Consider the following 20,033-nt stretch of genomic DNA (forward strand, 5'->3'; position numbering starts at 1 on the left):
CCACCCCCGGTGCCGGGGTGCCTGGCCGGGAGCCGCGCAGCGGGGCCGCTCACCGTGCCGACTCCTGGACCAGGCGGCCCATGATGGAGGGCAGGACCCCGCCCACCCGCAGGTACTCCACCTCGCGCGCCGTCTCCACCGCTGCGATCGCCTCGAAGACGGTCACCGAGCCGTCCCGGCGGCGCAGCCGGACGGTGACCGGGCCGTGCGGCCGGAGCGCGGACAGTGAGCCGAGGTCCACCTCCTCGGAGCCGTCGAGGCCGTAGCCCTCGCGGCCGCCGCCGTCGGGGAAGAGGAGCGGCAGGACACCCATGCCGACGAGGTTGCTCCGGTGGATCCGCTCGAAGCCCTCCGCCAGCACCGCCCGTACGCCGAGCAGGGCGGTGCCCTTGGCGGCCCAGTCGCGGGCACTGCCGCAGCCGTACTCCCGCCCGGCGACGACCACCGCGGGGATTCCGGCGGCTCGGTACCGTTCGGCCGCCTCGTGGATCGGCACCAGTTCCCCGGTGGGCTGGTGCCTGGTCCAGGGGCCTTCGCGGCCGTCCGCCATGGCGTTGCGCAACCGGGGGTTGCCGAAGGTGCCCCTGAGCATCACGTGGTGGTTGCCCCGGCGGGCGCCGAAGCTGTTGAACTCGGCCTCGGGCACGCCGAGTCCGGCCAGGTAGCGGCCCGCCTCCCCGTCGGGTGCGATCGCACCGACCGGCGAGATGTGGTCGGTCGAGATGCTGTCGCCCAGCACCGCGAGCACCCGGGCGCCGACCAGTTCGTCCGCCGGAAGGCTGGTGCCCTGCCGGTCGATGTACGGCGGTTCGAGGATGTAGCCGGAGTCCTCGGGCCACTCGTAGAGCTCGCCCGTGGGCGCCTCCAGCGCCTGCCAGCGCCCGTCACCGCGGAAGAGGTCCGCGTACACGGTCTCGAAGAGCTCGGGCCCCGAGGCCGCCTGTACGACCGTGGCGACCTCGGTCGGCTCCGGCCAGAGGTCACGCAGATAGACCTGGCGGCCGTCCGGCGCCAGGGCGACCGGCTCCCGGGTCAGATCGCGGTCGACCGTGCCGGCCAGCGCGTAGGCGACCACCAGCCCCGGTGAGGCCAGGTAGGCGGCCCGGACCTGCGGGTGGACACGGCCCTCGAAGTTCCGGTTGCCGCTCAGCACGGCGACACCCGTGATGCCCTCCTCGGTGACGGCGCGCGCGGCCTGCGCGGTGAGCGGTCCGCTCATCCCGTGACAGGTGGTGCAGCCGAACGCCACCACGCCGAAGCCCAACCGCTCCAGCGGTTCGAGCACCCCGGCCCGGTCGAGATAGGCCGGGACGGTGCGACTGCCCGGGGCGAGACTGGTCTTGACCCAGGAGGGCACCGTCAGGCCCAGTTCCACGGCGCGCTTGGCGATCAGACCCGCGGAGATCATCGATCCGGGGTGGGAAGTGTTGGTGCAGCTGGTCAAGGCGGCGATCACCACGGCACCGTCCACCGGCCCCGGTTCGCCCCGCTCCGGGCCCGGGCTCCGCACCCGATCCGCGGGCCGTCGGAAGGTGCGCAGGCTCTCCGGGACGGCGGTCAGCGGCAGCCGCTGGTCGGGCCGGCTCGGCCCGGCCACGCAGGGTTCGGCGGCGGAGAGATCGATCACCAGCTCCTCGGCGTACCGTACGGCCGCCGCGTCGGAGCCGGTGTGGAACAGCCGCTGGGCGCGGCAGTAGCGTTCCACCAGCGCGACCTGCTCCGTGCTGCGCCCGGTGGCCCGCAGGAAGCGCAGGGTCTCCTCGTCCACCGGGAAGAACGCGGTGGTGGCGCCGTAGTCGGGCGCCATGTTGGCCACGGTGGCGCGGTCGGGGACGGACAGGCCGGCCACGCCCTCCCCGGTGAACTCGACGATGGCGCCCACCACGCCGTGGGCGCGCAGCAGTTGGGTGATCGTCAGGACGAGGTCGGTGGCGCTGGTCCCGGGGCGGGGACGGCCGGTCAGCCGGACGCCGATGACCCGGGGCGGGGCCATCAGGACCGGCTCGCCGAGCAGGACGGAGGTCGCCTCGATGCCGCCGACGCCCCACCCGAACACGCCGACGCCGCCCACCATGGGGGTGTGGGAGTCGGTGCCGAGGACGGTGTCGGGCCGGGCCAGGGGCCGGCCGTCGGAGCCGGGGGTGACCTGGACGACCTCGGAGAGCCGCTCCAGGTTGATCTGATGGATGATGCCCTTCCCCGGCGGTACGACCCGCAGCCCGGGGAACGTCTGCTCGGCCCAACGCAGCATCGCGTAGCGCTCGCCGTTGCGGGCGTACTCCAGGTCCGTGTTGACGCGCAGCGCGTCGCGGGTGCCGGCCGCGTCCACCCGGACGGTGTGGTCCACCACGAGGTGCGCAGGCACCACGGGGCTGATCCGCTCCGCGGGCAGGCCGCGCCGGGCCGCCGCCGTGCGCAGCGCCGCGAGGTCGAGCACCACGGGCACGCCGGAGAAGTCCTGGAGGACCACGCGTGAGGGCCGGAACGGCAGGTCACCGGTCGGACTTCCGCCGGCGCCCCACCGGGCGACCGCGGCGACCAGGGCCGCATCGGCCTGCCCGGTGGCGGCCAGGTGGGCCGTGTTCTCCAGCAGGATCCGGGCCGTGTACGGCAGGGCGGCGAGGTCCACGCCGGCCGAGGCGGCGAGTCCGGGCAGCCCGTAGTGGGTCGCGTCGGGTCCGGCACCCGGCAGGGGGCTGCACAGTGGGCTGGAGGGCGGGTTATTCATGGCTGCTGGCTCACGTCTTCTCTCGCTGACGGGCGTGCGGGGGTTGCGAAGCGGTCGTCAGGTGCCGGCCGCGAACCGGTCGGTGGCCGGTTGGGGCTGGTCGGGGGCTGGGGCGGGCGGCTGCGTGAGCGAGTCGAGCAGCGCCGCCTGGTCGAGCTTTCCGTTCGCGGTCCGCGGGAGGGAGTCGAGCCGGCGCACGGTGGGCGGCACCATGTAGTGCGGCAGCACCTCGGCGAGACTCCGCCGGAGCCCGGCCGGCTCGGGGGCCCGCGGGACGCCCCGGTAGAACAGCGCCAGCCGGTCCCAGCCGCCGTCCGGGCCCGGGACGGGGACGACCGCGCACTCCCGCACGCCGGGCAGGCCGAGGGTGACCTGCTCGATCTCGGCGGGCTCCACGCGGTAGCCGGAGATCTTGATCTGCCGGTCCGCGCGGCCGAGGTAGTGCAGTACCCCGTCCGCGTCCCGCCGGCCGAGGTCGCCGGTCCGGTAGAGCACAGTGGCGGCGCCGTCGATGTCCGCGGTGAGGAACTTCTCCGCGGTCGCCTCCGGATTGCCGAGATAGCCGAGGGCCAGGCCCTCGCCGGCGACGCAGATCTCGCCAGGGGCGCCGTCCGGGACGGGATCGCCGCCGTCGAGCAGCAGCACCGAGGTGCCGGGCACCGGGCGGCCGATCGGGATGCCGTCCGCCGCCGTCCAGTCGGCCGGGCGCACCGAGCGGGTGGTGACGAACACGCAGCTCTCCACCGGCCCGTAGCCGTTGACCAGCAGGATCTGCGGGTGCCGTTGCTGGAAGGCGCGCACATGCGGCACGGACAGCCGTTCCCCGCCGGTGAGGACCTGCCGGAGACCCTCGAAGCAGTCGACCTCCTCGTCGACGAGGAGGTTGAACATCGACGCCGTGAGCCACACCGTGTCCATTCGGGAGGACTTGACCAGCTCGCGCAGTTCCCCCGAGAAGAGGTAGTCGTCCTCGACGATCACGCTGGTGCCACCCGTGGTGAGCATGCCCCACAGTTCCAGCGCGAAGGCGTCCCAGGGCACCGGGGCGGCCTGGGCCATCACCCGGCCCCGGCCGAAGTCCGCGAAGGTGCGCCCGTCGAAGAGGCGGGTGGTGGCCCGGTGCGGGGACAGGACCCCCTTGGGCGCGCCCGTCGTCCCCGAGGTGAAGAACACCATGGCGATGTCCTCCGCGCTCACCGTGACGGGGTCCGGCACGGCGCCGGACTCCGCCGCGGCCGACAGCCCTGGTTCCGGCGTCCACAGCGGGACGTCCACCGATGGCTGGGCGCGGTCGGTGACCAGCAGCGGGGCGTCCAGGGCGCGTACCACGGCGCGGACCCGTTCGGACGGCCAGCGGTGGTCCAGGGCGGAGTACCCGGCGCCGCACTTGAGTACGGCCAGCAGCACGGCGACCAGCTTCGGCGAGCGGGGCAAAAGGACGGGCACGAGCTGGCCCGGACCCACCCCGCGTGCCTGGAGGGCCGCCGCGTAGGCGTCAGCCGCCGCATCCAGCTCGGCGTAGCCGAACTGCTGCCCCTTGAACACCAGCGCGACGGCGTCCGGCCGCTGCCACGCCTGCCTGGTGACCGCCTGGTGGATCGTCCGCCGCGCAGGGCCGGGACGGGACACGGCGTCGGCGCGGCCGCTGGAGGGATCGGACATGGTGCCCACTTTCGGAGGAGTCGGATCGGTTCGTCGGCCGGATGTCAGATGGCCAGCCATTCCAGCCAGGCGCCCAGGGTGAGCAGCGGGAACGCGAGCCCGTTGGCGGTGGCGTCGCCCGCGGCGATGCCGTCCAGCAGGCCGCCGAGGGCGTCCGGGCGCAGGCCCGAGGCCTCCAGCCGGTCGAGGTGCCCCGCCAGGTCGGCCCGGACCCGGGCCGCGCGGGGGCCGGTCAGCCAGTCGTCGACGGGGGCCCGGAACGGCTTCTTCACCTCGTTCAGGAAGTGCGGCAGTTCCGCGGCGTACGCCTGCCGCAGAGGCACCTTGGTCTGGCCGTCGCGGACCAGTGCCTCGAACGGCAGGGACGCCGCGAGGGCGGGCAGCCCGCCGTGCAGGAAGGGCGTGCGTCCCTCCACGCCCTGGGCCATCAGCAGGTGGTCGGCCCGTCGCAGCAGCGGTTCGAGGCTGTGCTCGTACTCAAACTCCCGCACGACATCGCCGACGGGGCGGTCCGCGGCGGTCGGCAGCGCGTCGAGCAGGGCGTCGCGGGCCGCATCGTAGGCCGGTGCACCGACCAGCCCGCGGAGCAGTCCGGAACGCTCCCCGGGCAGGTAGAAGTCGGCGGCGCCGGCCGTCGCGGCCAGACCCAGGTAGCTGCGGTATCCGCCGAACACCTCGTCGGCGCCCTCGCCGACCAGCAGGACCACGATCCCGCTCTCCCGGGCCAGCCGGGCCAGCGCCGCGTACATGGGTACGCTGGTGAGCGCGGTCGGCTCGCCCAGTGACCGAACGGCGTCGGGGATGCCGTCGAGCAGGTCGTCCGGCCCGAAGTCGACCGACCGGTGCCGCCAGCTCTGCCAGGAAGTGCCGGGAAGCCGCAGGTCGGCCGGCTCCCGGACGCCGTCGCCGTTGCCACGCGGCAGCACGCTCACCGTGGACAGGTCGCGCACACCGCGCCGGGCCAGCTCGGTCGCGAGCACTGTCGAGTCCAGCCCGCCGCTCAGCGCCAGGCCGAGCGGTCGGTCGGACACCAGGACGCGGTCCACCGCGCGGGCGACGGCGGCGCGGATCCGTTCCGGTCCGGCCGGGGTGTCCGGGCGGGTCGGCGGCGGGCCCTCGGAGCCGGTCGGCAACTGCTGCACCCGGCCCTCCTTGAGCAGCAACCGCGCACCGGGCGCGACCGGTTCGATGCCCTCGAAGAAGGTGCCGCCGTCCACCACCCGGCCGAACAGCAGGAACTGGGTGACGGCCTCCGGCCGGACCGGGGAGGGGCCGAATAGCTCCAGCAGCGCCGGGATCTCCGAGGCCACGGCGGCCCCGTCCCGGTGCCGGCGCAGGTAGAGCGGCTTGATGCCCAGAGGGTCCCGGGTGACCTCGATCGCGCCGTCCTGCGTGCGCCGGAGAAGCGCGTACATCCCGTCCAGGTCGGCGGGCCCGTGCCCGTCCACCCCCTCGGCCTCGTCGAGGCCGCCTGCCGGGACGTCCACCAGGCCCTCGCCCGCCCTGGCGCCCGAACCGACCGCGTACACCTCGCCGTTGAAGGCGAACGCGGTCGCGCCCGCGGGCGTGGTGAACGGCACGGTGGCGGACGGACGGCTGCGCACGCGCAGCCGGCACATGGCGACCGCCGAGCCGCCGTCACCGATGACCCCGTAACCGTCCGGGCCGCGGTGCAGCAGCTTCTCGATGGCCGCGGTGGCGAGGCGGTCGGCGGGCGTGCGACCGGCCCCCGCGGCAGCGGGGGCCAGGCACACACCGACAACTCCGCACACGGTCAGACGCCCAGTCGCGCGGGGCCGGCCTCGGCGGTGTACATCCGGGTCGCCGGGGCCTGGCCGAAGTCGGTCACGGAGACCAGGCGCAGTGCCCGCTCGCCGACCGCCGCGCTCGCCAGCAGGGCCGTGATGTCCTCATGGTCGAAGCGCTGCTCTTTGCCGCGGCCGCGGTACCACCGCAGCAGCAGCTCGGAGTCGATCTCGCCGTGCGGCAGCAGGGAGTCGGTCAGCACGTCCCCGGCCGCGGAGAAGTCGATGACCTTCTTGTCGGCGTCGTAGAAGCGTTCCAGCGAGCCGCGCTCCCGGCCGGTGGCGATCATGCGCTCGTCCATCGGGTAGAGCCCGAGCTTGATCGAGGCACGGATCTGGCCGCCATCGGCGAGCAGGTCGAGCATGCCCTCGATGCCCTTGCGGGCCTCGGTCTCGCTGAACCGGTTCACCAGGCGGTCGTTCAGGACGAAGTCCTGGGTGCCGCGCAGCCGCTCCGGCGCCGGCCGGGTGATGTCGTGCCGCAGTACCTCACAGGAGTCGGCCGGCAGGGCCTCACGCAGGTCGCGGCACATGCGCTCGGAGAAGTCGAGGACGGTGACCACGGCACCGAGCGCGATCAGGGCCTCGACCAGATCCTTGGTGGAGGCGCCCACGACGGTACAGCGCGAGCCGGGCCGGACGCCGGTCGTGAAGAGCGCGATCTCCTCGTCGCTCGGCTTGGCCGTGGTCCGGCCGGACTCCCAGAAGAGGGAACCGATCAGGTCCCACGCGGTCGACTTCTCGTTGACGGTCTGGCTGGTCATGCGTTGCTCCCGAGGGGGTCGAGCAGGCTGGAGTTGTAATCGCCGGCGAGGACGTGGTTGAGGTAGGTCCCGGCGCCACCGACGACGCGGTAGCCGTGGGACACACCGGAGGGGATGAAGACGGAGGCCGGGCTCTGTACCGCGAACACCTTGTTGCCCAGGGTGACTTCGACGGACAGGCCCTCGTAGCCGTCCTCCTCCCCGAGGAAGACGAAGAGGCTGTCGCAGTGGTGGACGTGGGTGTCGACGTGGCCGGGGCCGTAGTCGTCGAGCGTCGGGATGCGCCGCGCGATGCAGTACTGCTCCGCGCCCGGCACGAAGCGGTTGTCGACGAGGACGAAGCGGTCGCCTGGGCCCTTGCGGTGGTAGCGGAGCTCGGTGGCGGAGATGACCTTCGGGTCGACGATCCAGTCGGCCGCGTTGCCCGACACACCCGTCGGCCGGGTGGTGCTGGTGCGCCCGAGCAGCGCGGGCTCCAGCCACTCGTACGATCCGGGCTCGCGCTCGACGGCGGCGACGTGGAGCTTGGCGACGTGGTGGAAGATGTCGCGGCCGACCACGGGCCGGCGGTGGTCAGGCATCGAGCGCGAGTAGGCGCCGACCCGGTGGCTGAGTTCGTTCAGCAGTGTCGCGTCGGCCAGTTGGCGCGTGCCGCGGTACTGCAGGTTGACGGCGAGGGCCGCGTAGTCGGTGATCCCGGCCCGCTCACCCAGGCCGTTGACCGACGTCGAGACCCACGTCGCGCCGGCGTCGACGGCCGCCAGCGCGTTGGCGAGCGCCAGGCCTCGGTCGTCGTGCAGGTGCACCTCGATGTCGGTGCCGGGACAGAGCCGTTGCAGGTTGCCGATCCGCTCGGTGATCTGGTGCGGTTCCATGAGGCCAAGGGTGTCGGCGAAGCAGATCCGTTCGGCCCCGGCCTCGGCGGCGATGAGGTAGGCCTCGACGAGTTCGCCGGAGTCGGTGCGGCTGCTGTCCTCGACCGTGAACCGGACCCGCAGGCCGAGCTTGCGGGCGTGGGAGACGGACTCCTCCACCCGGTCGAAGAGTTCCTTCAGGGTGCGTCCGGGGAGTCGGGAGCGCCGGGTCACCTCGTTCACGCCGAGGAAGATGCCCACCCAGGCGGCGCCGGTCTTGGCGACGGCCTCGATGTCGGTTATGTCCGCACGGGCGTGCGCCAGCACCGGGACGTCGCCGGCCGCCTCCACCACCGCGGAGACCCGCAGCAGTTCGTCGGGGCCGATGGCCGGGTGGCCGCACTCGATGGCGTTGACGCCGGAACGCACCAGCAGCGAGGCGACTTCGACGCTCTGCTCCACGGTGAAACGGCCGTGCGCCGACTGCATGCCCTCACGCAGGGTGCTGTCGATGATGTACGTCACAAGGTCTCCTGCAGATCGTCGGTGTGCCCGGGTCAGGCGGTGCCGAGAGCGGCCAGGTCGCTGAGCGGGAAACTGTCCTTGGCGCGGAACTCCGGGTCCGAGGCGTCTGCGAAGACGACCACCATGCCGCGGCGGTCGTTCGGGGAGGTGTTGGCAGCGCTGCCATGGGCGAAGAAGCGGTCCCACATGACGGCGTCCCCGGGGGACAGCTCGAACTGGACCGGCTCGCGCAGGCCGTCCTCGGCGACGTCGAGGCTGGCGTGCCAGCGGTAGTGCGGCCGGTCGCGGTGCGGGATGTGCCCGTCGGCGTGCGACTCGGGACAGCCGAACAGGCCTCCGTTGGCGGGCAGGACGGGCGTCAGCGCGAACCAGACGCTGAACGCCTTGGGGTAGGTGTACGTCCACAGCGCCTGGTCCTGGTGCAGCGCCACCTCGGTGCCGACCAGGGCGGGCTTGAGGAAGGCGGCGTGGAAGACGACGGCGGCCTGGTCACCGATGACCTGCCGGGCGATCGCGGTGGCACCGGTGCGGTTGAGGACGGGGCCCCAGATCTCCGGGTCGTTCCAGAGCAGGCGGCGGAGCTTGCGCAGTCGGCGGACGCCGTCCGCCTCGTCGTACTCCGCCTCGTACTCGGGCGCCACGTCTTTTGCCGCGTCGAGGGTGTCGAAGAACTCGACGGCCCGGCGGTGGTCGTCGGCGCCGAGCAGGCCAGGTAGCAGATGGTAGCCGTCCCGGCGGTAGGAGGCCATGTCGATGGTGGGCATGTCGATCAGGTTCCTGTCTGCTGGAAGGGTCAGGAGCCGCCGGACCGGAGGACCTCGCGCATGGGCTGGTCCGGGCGGCGTGCGAGTGCCGCGACGGCGGCGAGAAATGCCCTGGCGAACTCGTGGACGTACCTGTCCGGGTACTCGGACCGGTAGTACAGCGCGGTGAACTGCAGGGTGGTGCCGTCCCGGAGGAGCCACATGTGCAGGCCGGGGGAATCGGCGGTCTCCGGCAGGGCCACTGGCTCGACCGTGAGGTCGCCGAGCCGCAGCGACCCGCCCCACAGCTCGTTGAACATGAAATAGATGCCGGGGTCCTTGCGGAATCCGCTGGGCACCTGGGGCCACATCGCGCGGCGGACGTACCAGGCCGGCAGGTCGCCGTGCGCGGTGGCCGCGAGCGCCGTCTCGGTGACGCGGGCGACGAACCGGTCGAAGGGCAGGCCGAGGTCGACGTCGGTGGTCGGGAAGACACCGTTGGCGAACCAGCCGACGGTGTCCTGGAATTCCGGCTCCAGCCGGTTGGCGGAGCTGGTGAGCAGGGTGACCTGGGACCGGCCGGTCTGATGGGCGACGAGGGCCTTCAGCGCCGCGATGGTGACACAGTACGGAGTCGCCCGGAGCTTGCGGCAGACGGCGTCCAGCGCCTCGCCGACCTCACCCGGCACCGCCAGATGCAGGGCGGCCGGATCCGACAGCCCCTGGTTGGGACGGTATCCGGGCAGCCGGATGGCGATCGAGGAAGGATCGTCGCCCAGTTGGGATTTCCAGTATTCCGCGACTTCGTCGATGCGGCCGTGCTCGAAACGGTCCCACTGCCGCGCGGACCAGTCCGCGTAGCTGCCGGAGTCGGTGAGTTCGGCACGGCCGCCGTCGAGCCGGGCCCGGTAGGCGGCGTCGAGGTCCGCGGTGAGGACGTCCAGGGACCAGCCGTCCGCGCCCATGTGGTCGAAGACCAGGGCCAGGTAGGCCTCGTCGGGCGCGGAACGCACCAGGTGCGCCCGGATCAGCGGCCCGGCGTACCGGTCGAAGGGCCGGCGGACCTCGGCGTCGAGGATCCGCAGTGCCTCCCCGGTGCGTTCGCCCTCGGGCAGCCTGCGGACGTCCTCCACGAACAGCTCGGGGAGCGCCTCGGGCATCACGTGCTGGCGTACGGTGCCGTCCTGCACCCGGAACACCGTGCGCAGGGAAGGGTGTTGTGCGGTCAGCGTCTGGAGAGCGCCGTGCAGCGCCGCCAGGTCGAGCGGGCCGCGTAACCGGTAGGCGACGTGGAACTGCAGCGCCGGCGCGTCCGGGTCGTTCAGGCTGGACAGCAGGGCCCACTCCTGGGCCATCGAGGCCCGGCCCTGGTGGGCCGCCGCGGCGGTGGAGCCGCCGCTCGGCGTCCGACCGGCTCTGCGCGCCTCCTCGACGCGGTCCGCGAGCTGGCGGATGGAGTCCGCGGTGAAGACCGATCTGGCTGACACCCGGACCCCGAGTCGCTCGGCGGTCCGCTTGATCACCCGGAAGGCCAGCAGGCTGTTGCCGCCGAGGTCGAAGAAGTTGTCGGTGGCGCCGACGTCCTGGGACTCCAGCACCTCACGGTGGATGCGGAGCAGGACATCGAGGGTGGTGCCGACGGCGGCGGAAGGTTGATGCACAGTCACGTTCAGGTCTCCAGCCCCGGGTCATCCGAATGTGGCCTGATAGAAGTCCGCGAGAATTTCAACCGCGGAATCCCGCAGGAATGACGTGTGACTGCCCTCGGTCAGTACGCAGGAGAATGTCCTGGTCGTTCGACGGGAGAGCATCCTGGTGCGCTCGCCCTCCGGGACGACGGGACTGTCGCGGGCGATCACCGAGAGGACAGGTGTTCCGAGAGAGCTGATGGCATCGATCAGATGGCTGTAATCGTAATGCCATTTAAGGAAACTCCCCTCTGCCCATTCATCGGCCTCGTAGCGCTCCATGCACGGCTCGAAAGCCTGGTCGAGAAGGGCGACACTGGCAATTAAGGAAGGACCCAGGGAAACGGCGAGAACCGCAGCGACCAACGCGCCGTAGGAATGTCCGACCACATGCACCGGGCGGGGCAGGGGGTCGGCGATCCGCTGGACATCGGCGGCGAAGTCCAGCGGTGAATATCCCCAGGCCGGGGCCGGACTGGCGCCGTGTGCACGAAGCGACGGATACACAGCGACCGCACCCGTCGGGCACAGCGCGTCCCCGATGGGCCGCAGTACGGTCTTGTCGTCCCCGAAGCCGTGCAGCAGCAGCATGGAGCCCGGGGCCCCGCGCTCGTCGGCAGTACCGGGCACACGATCGAAGTCGAGTAACCGGACGGATCCGACGGCCGCCAGTTCGGGTGGCGTGGCGGTCGGTGGCGGGTCTTTCCCGGGAAGCCGTGCGTCCGGCGTCATCCGAACTGGGAGACGGGTCGACCGAGGTCGGCGGGGACCGTTCCGGTCGGCCACACGCCGCCGCGGTAGGAGCCGGCCGCGGTCGCTCCGTACAGTGACGCGTATCCCTCGGGCAGGACGGGGCTGCCGGAGAAGGCGAGCCAGAGGCGGAGCAGCAGGCGGCCCTGTCCCCCGCCACCGGTGAACGCGGTCCGGGCGTGCAGGACGCTGAAGTTGTTGATCAGCTGGAGATCGCCCGCCCGTAGTTCCATGTCGAGTGCGACACCGGGGCGCTGGAGGATCTCGTCGACGGCGTCCATCGCGGCCAGCTGGCTCTCGGTGAGCCGGGGCGCACCGGCATGCCGCTGGGAACCGGTGATGAAGCGGCGGACGTAGCGCATCGCGAAGTGGCCGTCCGTCCGGCTGAACACCGGGATGCCGGACCACGGCTGCTCGCCGGGCTGTTCCTCGCCACGCCGGTCGTTCGGGAAGGGCTGGTAGAGCTCGGCGAGCAGTTCCGGACGCTCGGCGAGCAGCAGGTCGTGCACCGTCCTGGAGGACGCGATGCGGCTCAGACCGCCCGCGACGGCGGGGCGGATGCACAGCAGTCCGATCACATCGGTGCGGTCGACGTGGAAGGGGAGTTCGGCCGAGCTCTCGTAGCCGCGTTGGACGGGGCTGGAGATGTCGGCTCCGCGGTCCTCGACCCGGCCCAGGAGGTCGCCCTTGCGGCTCTGCGAGACCGGTCTTCCGAGGAGGAGTCCGAGCAGCCAGTAGGCCATCTCGGTCTCGCGAGGGTCGTCGCCCGCCACCGGGAATCCGGTGACCACCACGCACCCGAGGCCGCCCTCCAGCCGGGAGTGGAGCTCGGCGGCGAACGCGGTGCTGTGCGGCAGATCGGCCGGGCGCGGTGCGCCCAGGTCGGGCCGGCGGTTCGCGGTCACTTCGGCGCGGGCCGCAGCGATCAGTTCGGCCGCTGCTTCGGGAGGGATCGGGACCCGCCAGAGTCCCTCATCCTTCGCGAGATTTTCCCCCAGCCACCCATCGCCCATTGAATGGAGTTTGTCCACTTCTACCTCATTCACTGACGAAAATTATTCATCGCCGGATTTGCATGGTGATTCCGGGTTGGATAATCGACTCAGCTCGTGGCGCCAACGGGGAACGATAGGTCGACCCAATTGAAGCGTCCATATGACGTACATCACTCGCCAGGATGTTTAGCGGTGGGGTGCCACCCCGCGTCGACTCTGTCTTGACCTCGTCAAGTCCGAGATCTAGCGTGGTGGCGGCAAAAAGCGCCTCCCGAGTCCTGGAGAAGTTCCGGCAGGAGCTTTCGCGAGGGTACCGGGGGGTGTCATGCGCTTTGTTCGAGATCCGGGCCGTGGGTGCCCGGCGAACCACTTGCTCTGGATCCGCCCGCCGACTGTCGTCGTATTCAGCCGGCGTTGGGCCCGCGCTGGGCGGTGCCGAAGCGGTGCTCCCGGGCGGCAGGCGACACCTCCGCTCCGTGTCCGTCCCCGGAGCCGTCGTCATGGACGCTGTTCGGCCTCGCCCCGCTCCGTCGGCCAGCGACGCCCGGCCGCCGATACCCCAGGAGGGGCATGTCTCGCCGCTTGTTCACCTCGGAGTCCGTGACCGAGGGACACCCCGACAAGATCGCCGACCAGATCAGCGACGCCATCCTCGACGCACTCCTGCGGGAGGACCCGACGTCCCGGGTCGCCGTGGAGACGCTCATCACCACCGGCCAGGTGCACGTGGTCGGCGAGGTGACCACCAAGGCGTACGTGCCGATAGCCCAGCTCGTCCGTGACAGGATTCTGGAGATCGGCTACGACAGCTCCGAGAAGGGCTTCGACGGCGCCTCCTGCGGCGTCTCGGTTTCCATCGGCTCCCAGTCACCCGACATCGCGCAGGGCGTGGACGGAACCCTGGCCGTCGGTGCGGAGGCGTTGGACAGGCAGGGCGCGGGCGACCAGGGCCTGATGTTCGGTCACGCGACCGAGGAGACACCTGAGTTGATGCCGCTGCCGATCACTCTGGCGCACCGGCTCTCACAGCGGCTCTCCGCGGTGCGTAAGGACGGGACCGTCTCCTGCCTGCGGCCCGACGGGAAGACCCAGGTCACCATCGAGTACGACGGCGACAAGGCCGTCCGCCTGGACACCGTGGTCGTTTCCACCCAGCACGCCGCCGGCATCGACCTGGAGTCGCTGCTCACCCCGGACATCCGCGCCCACGTGGTCGGGCCGGAGCTGAAGCGCCTGGCCGAGGACGGCATCGCCCTGGAGACCGACGGCTACCGCCTGCTGGTCAACCCGACCGGCCGCTTCGAGACCGGCGGCCCGATGGGCGACGCCGGCCTCACCGGCCGCAAGATCATCGTCGACACCTACGGCGGCATGGCCCGCCACGGCGGCGGCGCCTTCTCCGGCAAGGACCCGTCCAAGGTGGACCGCTCGGCCGCGTACGCGATGCGCTGGGTCGCCAAGAACATCGTCGCCGCCGGCCTGGCCCGCCGGGTCGAGGTGCAGGTCGCGTACGCGATCGGCAAAGCCGAGCCGGTCGGCCTGTTCGTCGAGACCTTCGGCACCGAGACCGTCTCCGTCCCGCGCATCCAGAAGGCCGTCACCGAGGTCTTCGACCTGCGCCCGGCCGCCATCATCCGCGATCTGGACCTGCTGCGCCCCATCTACGCTCAGACCGCCGCGTACGGACACTTCGGCCGCGAGCTGCCGGACTTCACCTGGGAACGCACCGACAGGGTCGGGGAGCTGAAGGCGGCCGTCGCGTGAACCGGCCGGAGAACACCCCCGAGGGCCCGTTCCGGTCGTCCATCACCTGGGACGACGGTGCCGTGCTCGCCGTGGACCAGCGCGCGCTGCCCCACGAGTACCGGGTGCTGCGGCTGGAGACGGTCGACCAGCTGATCGACGCCATCCGCTCCCTGTCCGTGCGCGGTGCCCCTGCCATCGGACTGGCCGGGGCGCTCGGTGTGGCCCTGTCGGCCCACCTGAACCGGACGCGGCCCGACGGAGCGGTGGACGAGGCGGCGGTGCGCGCCGACAGCGCCCGGATCGTCGCCGCCCGGCCCACCGCCGTCAACCTCGCCTGGGCTGTGGAACGGGCGCTTCAGCGGCTCGCCGACGGGCCCGAGGCCGTCCTGGCGCAGGCCGTGTCGATGCTGGCCGAGGACGCCGCCGTGAACCGGGCCGCCGTACGGAACGCCGCGGACCTGGTGGCGACCCTCACCCCGGACCGGCCGCTGCGCATCCTCACCCACTGCAACACCGGTCGGCTGGCGACCGCCGCGGTCGGCACCGCCCTCGGCACGATTCTGGAACTCGCCGCCCGCGGACAGGTCGCCAACGTGCTGGTGGATGAGACCCGCCCGCTGTTGCAGGGCGCACGCCTGACCGCGTGGGAACTCGGCGAGGCAGGAGTGCCGTACCAGGTGTGCGTGGACTCGGCCGCAGCCGCCGCGATGTCCCGCGGACTGGTGGACTGTGTGCTGGTGGGCGCGGACCGGATCGCCGCCAACGGCGACACCGCCAACAAGATCGGTACGTACGGCCTGGCCGTGGCGGCCGCCCGGCACGGTATCCCGTTCGTGGTGGTCGCCCCCGAGTCGACCTGGGACCGTCGACTGGCCGCCGGCAGCGGGATCCTGATCGAGGAGAGGGCGGCCGCGGAGGTCACCACCATCGCGGGTTCGCCGACCGCCCCGGCCGGAGCGGCCGTCTTCAACCCGGCCTTCGACGTCACCCCGGCCGAACTGATCACCGCCGTCGTCTCGGAGCGGCAGGTCTTCCGGCCGACGGCCGCGGCCGGCCCGCCGGGGGACGAACTCGGGGAGCGTGTCACCGAGTTGCTCACCTGCTTCCCCGACCACCCGCAGCCGGGGATCCTCTTCTGGGACCTGGCCGGTGTCTACGCGGAACCGGGCCTGCTCGGTCGGATCGCGGACCGGATCGCCGACACCTTCGCCGGGCGGTTCGACCGGATCCTCGGCGTCGAGTCCCGCGGCTTCGTGCTCGGTGCGGCCCTCGCCGTCCGGACCGGCACGCCGCTCGTCCTGGCCCGCAAGCCGGGCAAGCTTCCCGGCCCCGTCCACCAGGCGTCCTACAGCCTTGAGTACGGCGACGACCTGCTGGAACTCCACAAGGGCGCTGTCCTGCCCGGCGAGCGGGTGCTCTGCGTGGACGACGTGCTCGCCACCGGAGGCACTCTCGCGGCCACGGGCCGCCTCGTCACCGACGCGGGCGCCGAGGTGGCAGGGATGGCCGCGGTGGTCGAACTGCTCGGCCTCGGCGGAGCACAGCGGTTGTCCGCCCACAGTCTCTCGACCCTGAGCAAGGTGTCCGCATGACCGTCGACCCCACCGGAACCACGCCCTCGTCCGACGCCGACCGCCGACGCGTGGGCGGCAGCCTCGCCGATCTCTCCCGCGACCTCTACCGACGCGGCTGGATGCCCGGCACCTCCGGGAACATCTCCGCCCGGCTCCCGCACGAACGCCATGCCCTGATCACCGCCAGCGGGCGGGACAAGGGCGAACTGACGGCCGGGGACACGGTCGTGGTGGACGCGGACAGCGGGCGGGACGTCGCCCCGGGAGCGCTGCGGCCGTCCGCCGAGACCTCGATCCACGCCGCCGTCTACCGGACCACCGGCGCCGGAGCCGTCATCCACGTCCACGCGCCGTACGCGACGGCGACGGCCAGTGGTGTCCGGACCGATCGGGTGCGCCCGCTGCGGCTCGAACACTTCGAGTTGCTGAAGGGACTCGCCCTGGCCGACCCCTCCCGGACCGACCTGCCGGTGTTCCCCAACTGGCCGGATGTGGACCGCATCGCCGACGACGTCGCGAGCTACCTGGAACGGACTCCCCAGGCCCCGCCCGGACTGCTCATCGCCCACCACGGAATCACCACCTGGGGGCGTGACCTCGCCGAGGCCCGCAACCGCCTCGAGTGCCTGGAGGCGATCTGCCAGCTCCTGGTCCTCGGTGTCGGGCCGGCCGACCCCATCACCACCAACCAAGCCGAGGTGAAACGATCATGACCCTGCTTCAGGTCATGCCGGAGCACGCGCCGGACGAGGTGCTGCTGCGCACGGGCGACGAACACCGGATCGCGGAGGCGCTGCGGGACCGCGGTGTCGAGTTCCGCCGGTGGGGCCTGCGGGGCGCGCTCACCGGGACGGAGTCCTCCGAGGACGTCCTCGCGCTCTACCGGGCCGAGGTCGACGACCTGTGCGCCCGGGAGGGGCTGCGGGTCGTGGACGTGGCCCAGCTCCTGCCCGAGCCGGGGCCGGAGTGGGAGGAAAAGGCGCGTCAGGCCCGTTCGACCTTCCTGGCGGAGCACCGGCACGCCGAGGACGAGGTGCGCTTCTTCATCCACGGCGCGGGTTGCTTCTACCTCCACGTGGACGGCAAGGTGTACGCGGTCGTCTGCACGGCGGGTGACCTGCTGTCGGTTCCGGCGGGCACCCGTCACTGGTTCGACATGGGCAGCCGCCCGCAGTTCGCCGCCATCCGCTTCTTCAAGGAGAAGGACGGCTGGGTGGGGGACTTCACCGGCGACACCATCGCCACCCGGTTCCCGGACCTCGACGCGCTGCTGTCGGCGGACGCGTGATCACGGCGACCGTACGGGCGGCCGTCCTCGACATCGAGGGCACCACCGGATCCGCCGCGCACGTGTACGACGTGCTGTTCCCGTACGCTCGGGCCCGGTTGGCGGACTGGTTCGCGGGCCACCGCGACGACCCCTGCCATGCCGAACTCCTCGCGGAGATATCGGAGTCGGCGGGAAAGACGGTGGACGAGGCCCAGGCCGTGGCGGCGCTCACGGCATGGGCCGACGCCGACGTCAAGGCCGCCCCGCTCAAGCGGGTCCAAGGGCTGATCTGGGCCGAGGGCTTCAGCGACGGCACCCTCACCGGCCACGTCTACCCGGACGTACCGCCGGCCCTGCGCGCCTGGCACGCGGCCGGTATCGCCTGTTACGTCTATTCCTCGGGTTCGGTGACCGCCCAGCGCAACTGGTTCGGCCGGAGCAACGAGGGCGACCTGTCCGCCCTGCTGCGCGGCCACTTCGACCTGCGCAACGCTGGCTCCAAGACCGAGGCCGCCTCGTACCGGAGCATCAGCCGGGCCATCGGGGTGGAACCCCGCTTCACCGTGTTCCTCAGCGACCGCGTCGGAGAACTCGACGCGGCCGCCGCCGCGGGCTGGCGCACGGTGGCCGTGCGCCGCCCCGAGGATCCGAGCGCGCCGACGGGTGAACACCCGCTGGTGACCGCCCTGGACCAGATCGAGCTGACCGGCCCCCGGCCGACCGGCCCGGGCTCACCCACTCCCGGAGGCGAGGACCCAACATGACCCCAGCACCTGACCGGGTCGCCGAGATCGCGGTGATCGGCGGCAGCGGGTTCTACCAACTGCTCGAAGACGCCGAGGAGATGGCGGTGACCACGCCGTACGGGGAACCCTCGGAGACCGTCTCCGTCGGCACCGTGGCCGGCCGCAGCGTCGCCTTCCTGCCCCGCCACGGCCGCGGCCACTCGCTGCCCCCGCACCGTATCAACTACCGCGCCAACCTCTGGGCCCTGCGCTCGCTAGGCGTCCGTCAGGTGCTCGCCCCCTGCGCGGTCGGCTCGCTGCTGCGCGATCTGGGACCGGGCAGCATCGTGGTGCCGGACCAGTTGGTGGACCGTACTTCCGGGCGCGTCCAGACCTTCTACGAGGAGGGCGCGGTCCACGTCTCCTTCGCCGACCCGTACTGCGTCGATGGCCGGGCCGCGGTGGTCAAGGCGGCCGCCACGACGGGCGACGCCGTCACGGACGGCGGCACCATGGTGGTGATCGAGGGCCCTCGCTTCTCCACCCGCGCGGAGTCCCGGTGGTACACCTCGGCCGGCTGGTCGCTGGTCAACATGACTGGCCATCCCGAAGCGGTGCTGGCGCGCGAACTAGGCCTCTGCTACACCTCGGTGGCCCTGGTGACCGACTTCGACGCCGGGATCGACGCCACCGAGAGCGTCGCCCAGGAAGAGGTGTTCGAGGTCTTCGCCCGGCACACCGAACGCCTGCGCAAACTGGTGCTGGAAGCGGTGGCCGGACTCCCCGCGCAGCGCCGGTGCGCCTGTGCGGGAGCCCTTGCCGGTGTGACACTGCCTTTCGACCTCCCGTAGCCGCTTCGGCCCACCGGGAGACCCCCAACACGCGTGCCCGGCACGCACAGAACGACAGGGAGACAGATGCCGAACTTGAGGACAGCGGAGCTCTGGCGGTCGGTGATACCGGAACCGGGGCCGGTCCGCGGGCTGGCGGTCGCCGCCCTCACCAGCAGGGTCGGCCGCGGCCTCTTCGCCACCGTGCTGCCGCTCTACCTGACCCGGGAGGTCGGCCTGCCGGCCGGGCAGGTCGGCATCGGACTGACACTCGCCTCGCTGGTGGGCCTCACCGTCGGAGTCCCGGCGGGCTACCTGTCCGACGTCTTCGGGCCGCGCGGGCTGCGGGCCGCCGCACGGACCGCCGAGGCGCTGCTGCTCTGCGGCTACGTGCTGCTCGACAGTTTCGCCGCGTTCCTGGTGGTGGCCTGCGCGGTGACGCTCTTCGAATCGGCGGGACTCGCCGCCGAGGGCGCGCTGATCGCCGGATCCGCGGCGCCCGATCAGCGGGTGCGCACCCGCGCCTACCTCCGGTCGGTCAACAACGCCGGCTGGACGCTGGGCGCCGTCATCGCGGGTGGCGCCCTGCTGGCCGACACCGGCCGGGCCTACCAGGTGGTAGTGCTGATCGCCGCCGGGTGCTACCTGGTCTCGGCGGCGGCGACGATGAGGGTGCCGGCTGTCCCCCCGGTGCCCAGGACGAAGGACGGTCCGCGCTGGGTCGTCCTGCGCGACCGCCCCTTTGTCCTGCTCACCATGCTGAACGCCGTCCTCGGCATGAACCTCGGCCTGTTCACGGTGGCCCTGCCGCTGTTCATCACCACCCACACGAAGGTGCCGGTGGCGCTGTACTCGGTGATCGTGCTGATCAACTCGATCGCGGCCACGGTCTTCCAGGTGCGCGCCAGCAAGGGCTCCGACACCGTGCGCGGAGCCGCCACCGCCCAACTGCGCTCCGGAATCCTGTTCGCCGGGTGCTGCGCGCTGTGGGCCCTGGCCGACGGGCAGTCGGTGTGGCTGGCCGCGGCTTTCCTGCTGGCCGGTGCCGGAGTGCACGTGGCGGGGGAGCTGTTCCAGTCGGCCGGCGCCTGGGGCCTGTCCTTCGAACTCGCCCCCGAGCACGCCGTGGGCCAGTACCAGGGGATGTTCGGGGTCGGACGCGACCTCGGTCAGATCCTCACGCCGGTGGTCGCCACCACCGCCATGGTCAGCGGGGGCTGGGTCGGCTGCCTGCTCCTGGGTGCGATGTTCCTGATCGCGGGAGTCGCGGTGCCGCCCGCCGCCCGCTGGGCCGAGAACCGGATGGTGGGCATCACCGGCCCCCAGGAGGCAGCGGTCTGATCGTCCGCCCCCGTGGCCGTACCCCTTCGGCGA

General features: G+C 72.1%; 16 protein-coding genes. 7 read left to right on the forward strand and 9 right to left on the reverse strand.

All coding sequences use genetic code 11. The annotated features are described in order from the left end of the window. Positions 1-49: 49 nt before the first annotated feature. The 9 genes from acnA to AB0927_RS32010 all read right to left on the reverse strand — a co-directional run bounded on the left by acnA (position 50) and on the right by AB0927_RS32010 (position 12,424). Complete coding sequence (gene acnA, locus AB0927_RS31970; protein WP_366671270.1) at positions 50-2,728, reverse strand: aconitate hydratase AcnA; 2,679 nt, start codon at positions 2,726-2,728, stop codon at positions 50-52. Positions 2,729-2,785: 57 nt separating this feature from the next. Next, positions 2,786-4,390: an amino acid adenylation domain-containing protein gene (locus AB0927_RS31975; protein ID WP_366671271.1), complete on the reverse strand. Its 1,605-nt coding sequence runs from the start codon at positions 4,388-4,390 to the stop codon at positions 2,786-2,788. Between the two features lie 44 nt (positions 4,391-4,434). After that, positions 4,435-6,144 carry an asparagine synthase-related protein gene (locus AB0927_RS31980; protein WP_366671272.1) on the reverse strand — a complete coding sequence of 570 codons (1,710 nt, stop codon included), beginning with the start codon at positions 6,142-6,144 and terminating at the stop codon, positions 4,435-4,437. A gap of 20 nt (positions 6,145-6,164) precedes the next feature. Beyond that, positions 6,165-6,959 (reverse strand): hypothetical protein, encoded by a 795-nt coding sequence (locus AB0927_RS31985; protein ID WP_366671273.1) that lies wholly within the window; start codon positions 6,957-6,959, stop codon positions 6,165-6,167. Beyond that, complete coding sequence (locus AB0927_RS31990; protein ID WP_366671274.1) at positions 6,956-8,338, reverse strand: hypothetical protein; 1,383 nt, start codon at positions 8,336-8,338, stop codon at positions 6,956-6,958. Before AB0927_RS31990 ends, AB0927_RS31985 begins: the two co-directional genes overlap by 4 nt. 32 nt (positions 8,339-8,370) lie before the next feature. Beyond that, complete coding sequence (locus AB0927_RS31995; protein ID WP_366671275.1) at positions 8,371-9,102, reverse strand: phytanoyl-CoA dioxygenase family protein; 732 nt, start codon at positions 9,100-9,102, stop codon at positions 8,371-8,373. Positions 9,103-9,131: 29 nt separating this feature from the next. Continuing rightward, positions 9,132-10,748, reverse strand: coding sequence for a condensation domain-containing protein (locus tag AB0927_RS32000; RefSeq protein WP_366671276.1), 1,617 nt, complete (start codon positions 10,746-10,748; stop codon positions 9,132-9,134). 21 nt (positions 10,749-10,769) lie between these two features. Then, positions 10,770-11,360: an alpha/beta fold hydrolase gene (locus tag AB0927_RS32005; RefSeq protein WP_366671277.1), complete on the reverse strand. Its 591-nt coding sequence runs from the start codon at positions 11,358-11,360 to the stop codon at positions 10,770-10,772. Between the two features lie 137 nt (positions 11,361-11,497). After that, complete coding sequence (locus AB0927_RS32010; RefSeq protein WP_366671278.1) at positions 11,498-12,424, reverse strand: TauD/TfdA family dioxygenase; 927 nt, start codon at positions 12,422-12,424, stop codon at positions 11,498-11,500. A 660-nt stretch (positions 12,425-13,084) separates the two neighbouring features. Here AB0927_RS32010 and metK point away from each other — a divergent pair. The 7 genes from metK (at position 13,085) to AB0927_RS32045 (ending at position 20,000) form a co-directional block, all read left to right on the forward strand. Then, the gene (gene metK, locus AB0927_RS32015; RefSeq protein ID WP_366671279.1) at positions 13,085-14,278 is read left to right on the forward strand and encodes a methionine adenosyltransferase; all 1,194 of its coding nucleotides are present in this window, start codon (positions 13,085-13,087) and stop codon (positions 14,276-14,278) included. After that, on the forward strand, positions 14,275-15,852 hold the full coding sequence (gene mtnA / locus AB0927_RS32020) for an S-methyl-5-thioribose-1-phosphate isomerase (protein WP_366671280.1): 1,578 nt from the start codon (positions 14,275-14,277) through the stop codon (positions 15,850-15,852). Before metK ends, mtnA begins: the two co-directional genes overlap by 4 nt. After that, positions 15,849-16,547, forward strand: a complete 699-nt coding sequence (mtnB, locus tag AB0927_RS32025; protein ID WP_366671281.1) for a methylthioribulose 1-phosphate dehydratase — start codon at positions 15,849-15,851, stop codon at positions 16,545-16,547. Before mtnA ends, mtnB begins: the two co-directional genes overlap by 4 nt. Then, positions 16,544-17,122 (forward strand): cupin domain-containing protein, encoded by a 579-nt coding sequence (locus AB0927_RS32030; protein WP_366671282.1) that lies wholly within the window; start codon positions 16,544-16,546, stop codon positions 17,120-17,122. Before mtnB ends, AB0927_RS32030 begins: the two co-directional genes overlap by 4 nt. After that, positions 17,119-17,868 carry an acireductone synthase gene (mtnC, locus tag AB0927_RS32035; RefSeq protein ID WP_366671283.1) on the forward strand — a complete coding sequence of 250 codons (750 nt, stop codon included), beginning with the start codon at positions 17,119-17,121 and terminating at the stop codon, positions 17,866-17,868. The genes AB0927_RS32030 and mtnC overlap by 4 nt, the downstream gene beginning before the upstream one ends. Then, a complete protein-coding gene (locus tag AB0927_RS32040) occupies positions 17,865-18,680 on the forward strand; it encodes an S-methyl-5'-thioadenosine phosphorylase (protein ID WP_366671284.1) in 816 nt (271 codons plus the stop codon). The genes mtnC and AB0927_RS32040 overlap by 4 nt, the downstream gene beginning before the upstream one ends. Positions 18,681-18,746: 66 nt before the next feature. Further along, complete coding sequence (locus AB0927_RS32045; protein ID WP_366671285.1) at positions 18,747-20,000, forward strand: MFS transporter; 1,254 nt, start codon at positions 18,747-18,749, stop codon at positions 19,998-20,000. The last annotated feature ends 33 nt before the right edge of the window (positions 20,001-20,033 follow it).

The organism is Streptomyces sp. NPDC048106 (assembly GCF_040706415.1).
Lineage (GTDB): Bacteria > Actinomycetota > Actinomycetes > Streptomycetales > Streptomycetaceae > Streptomyces.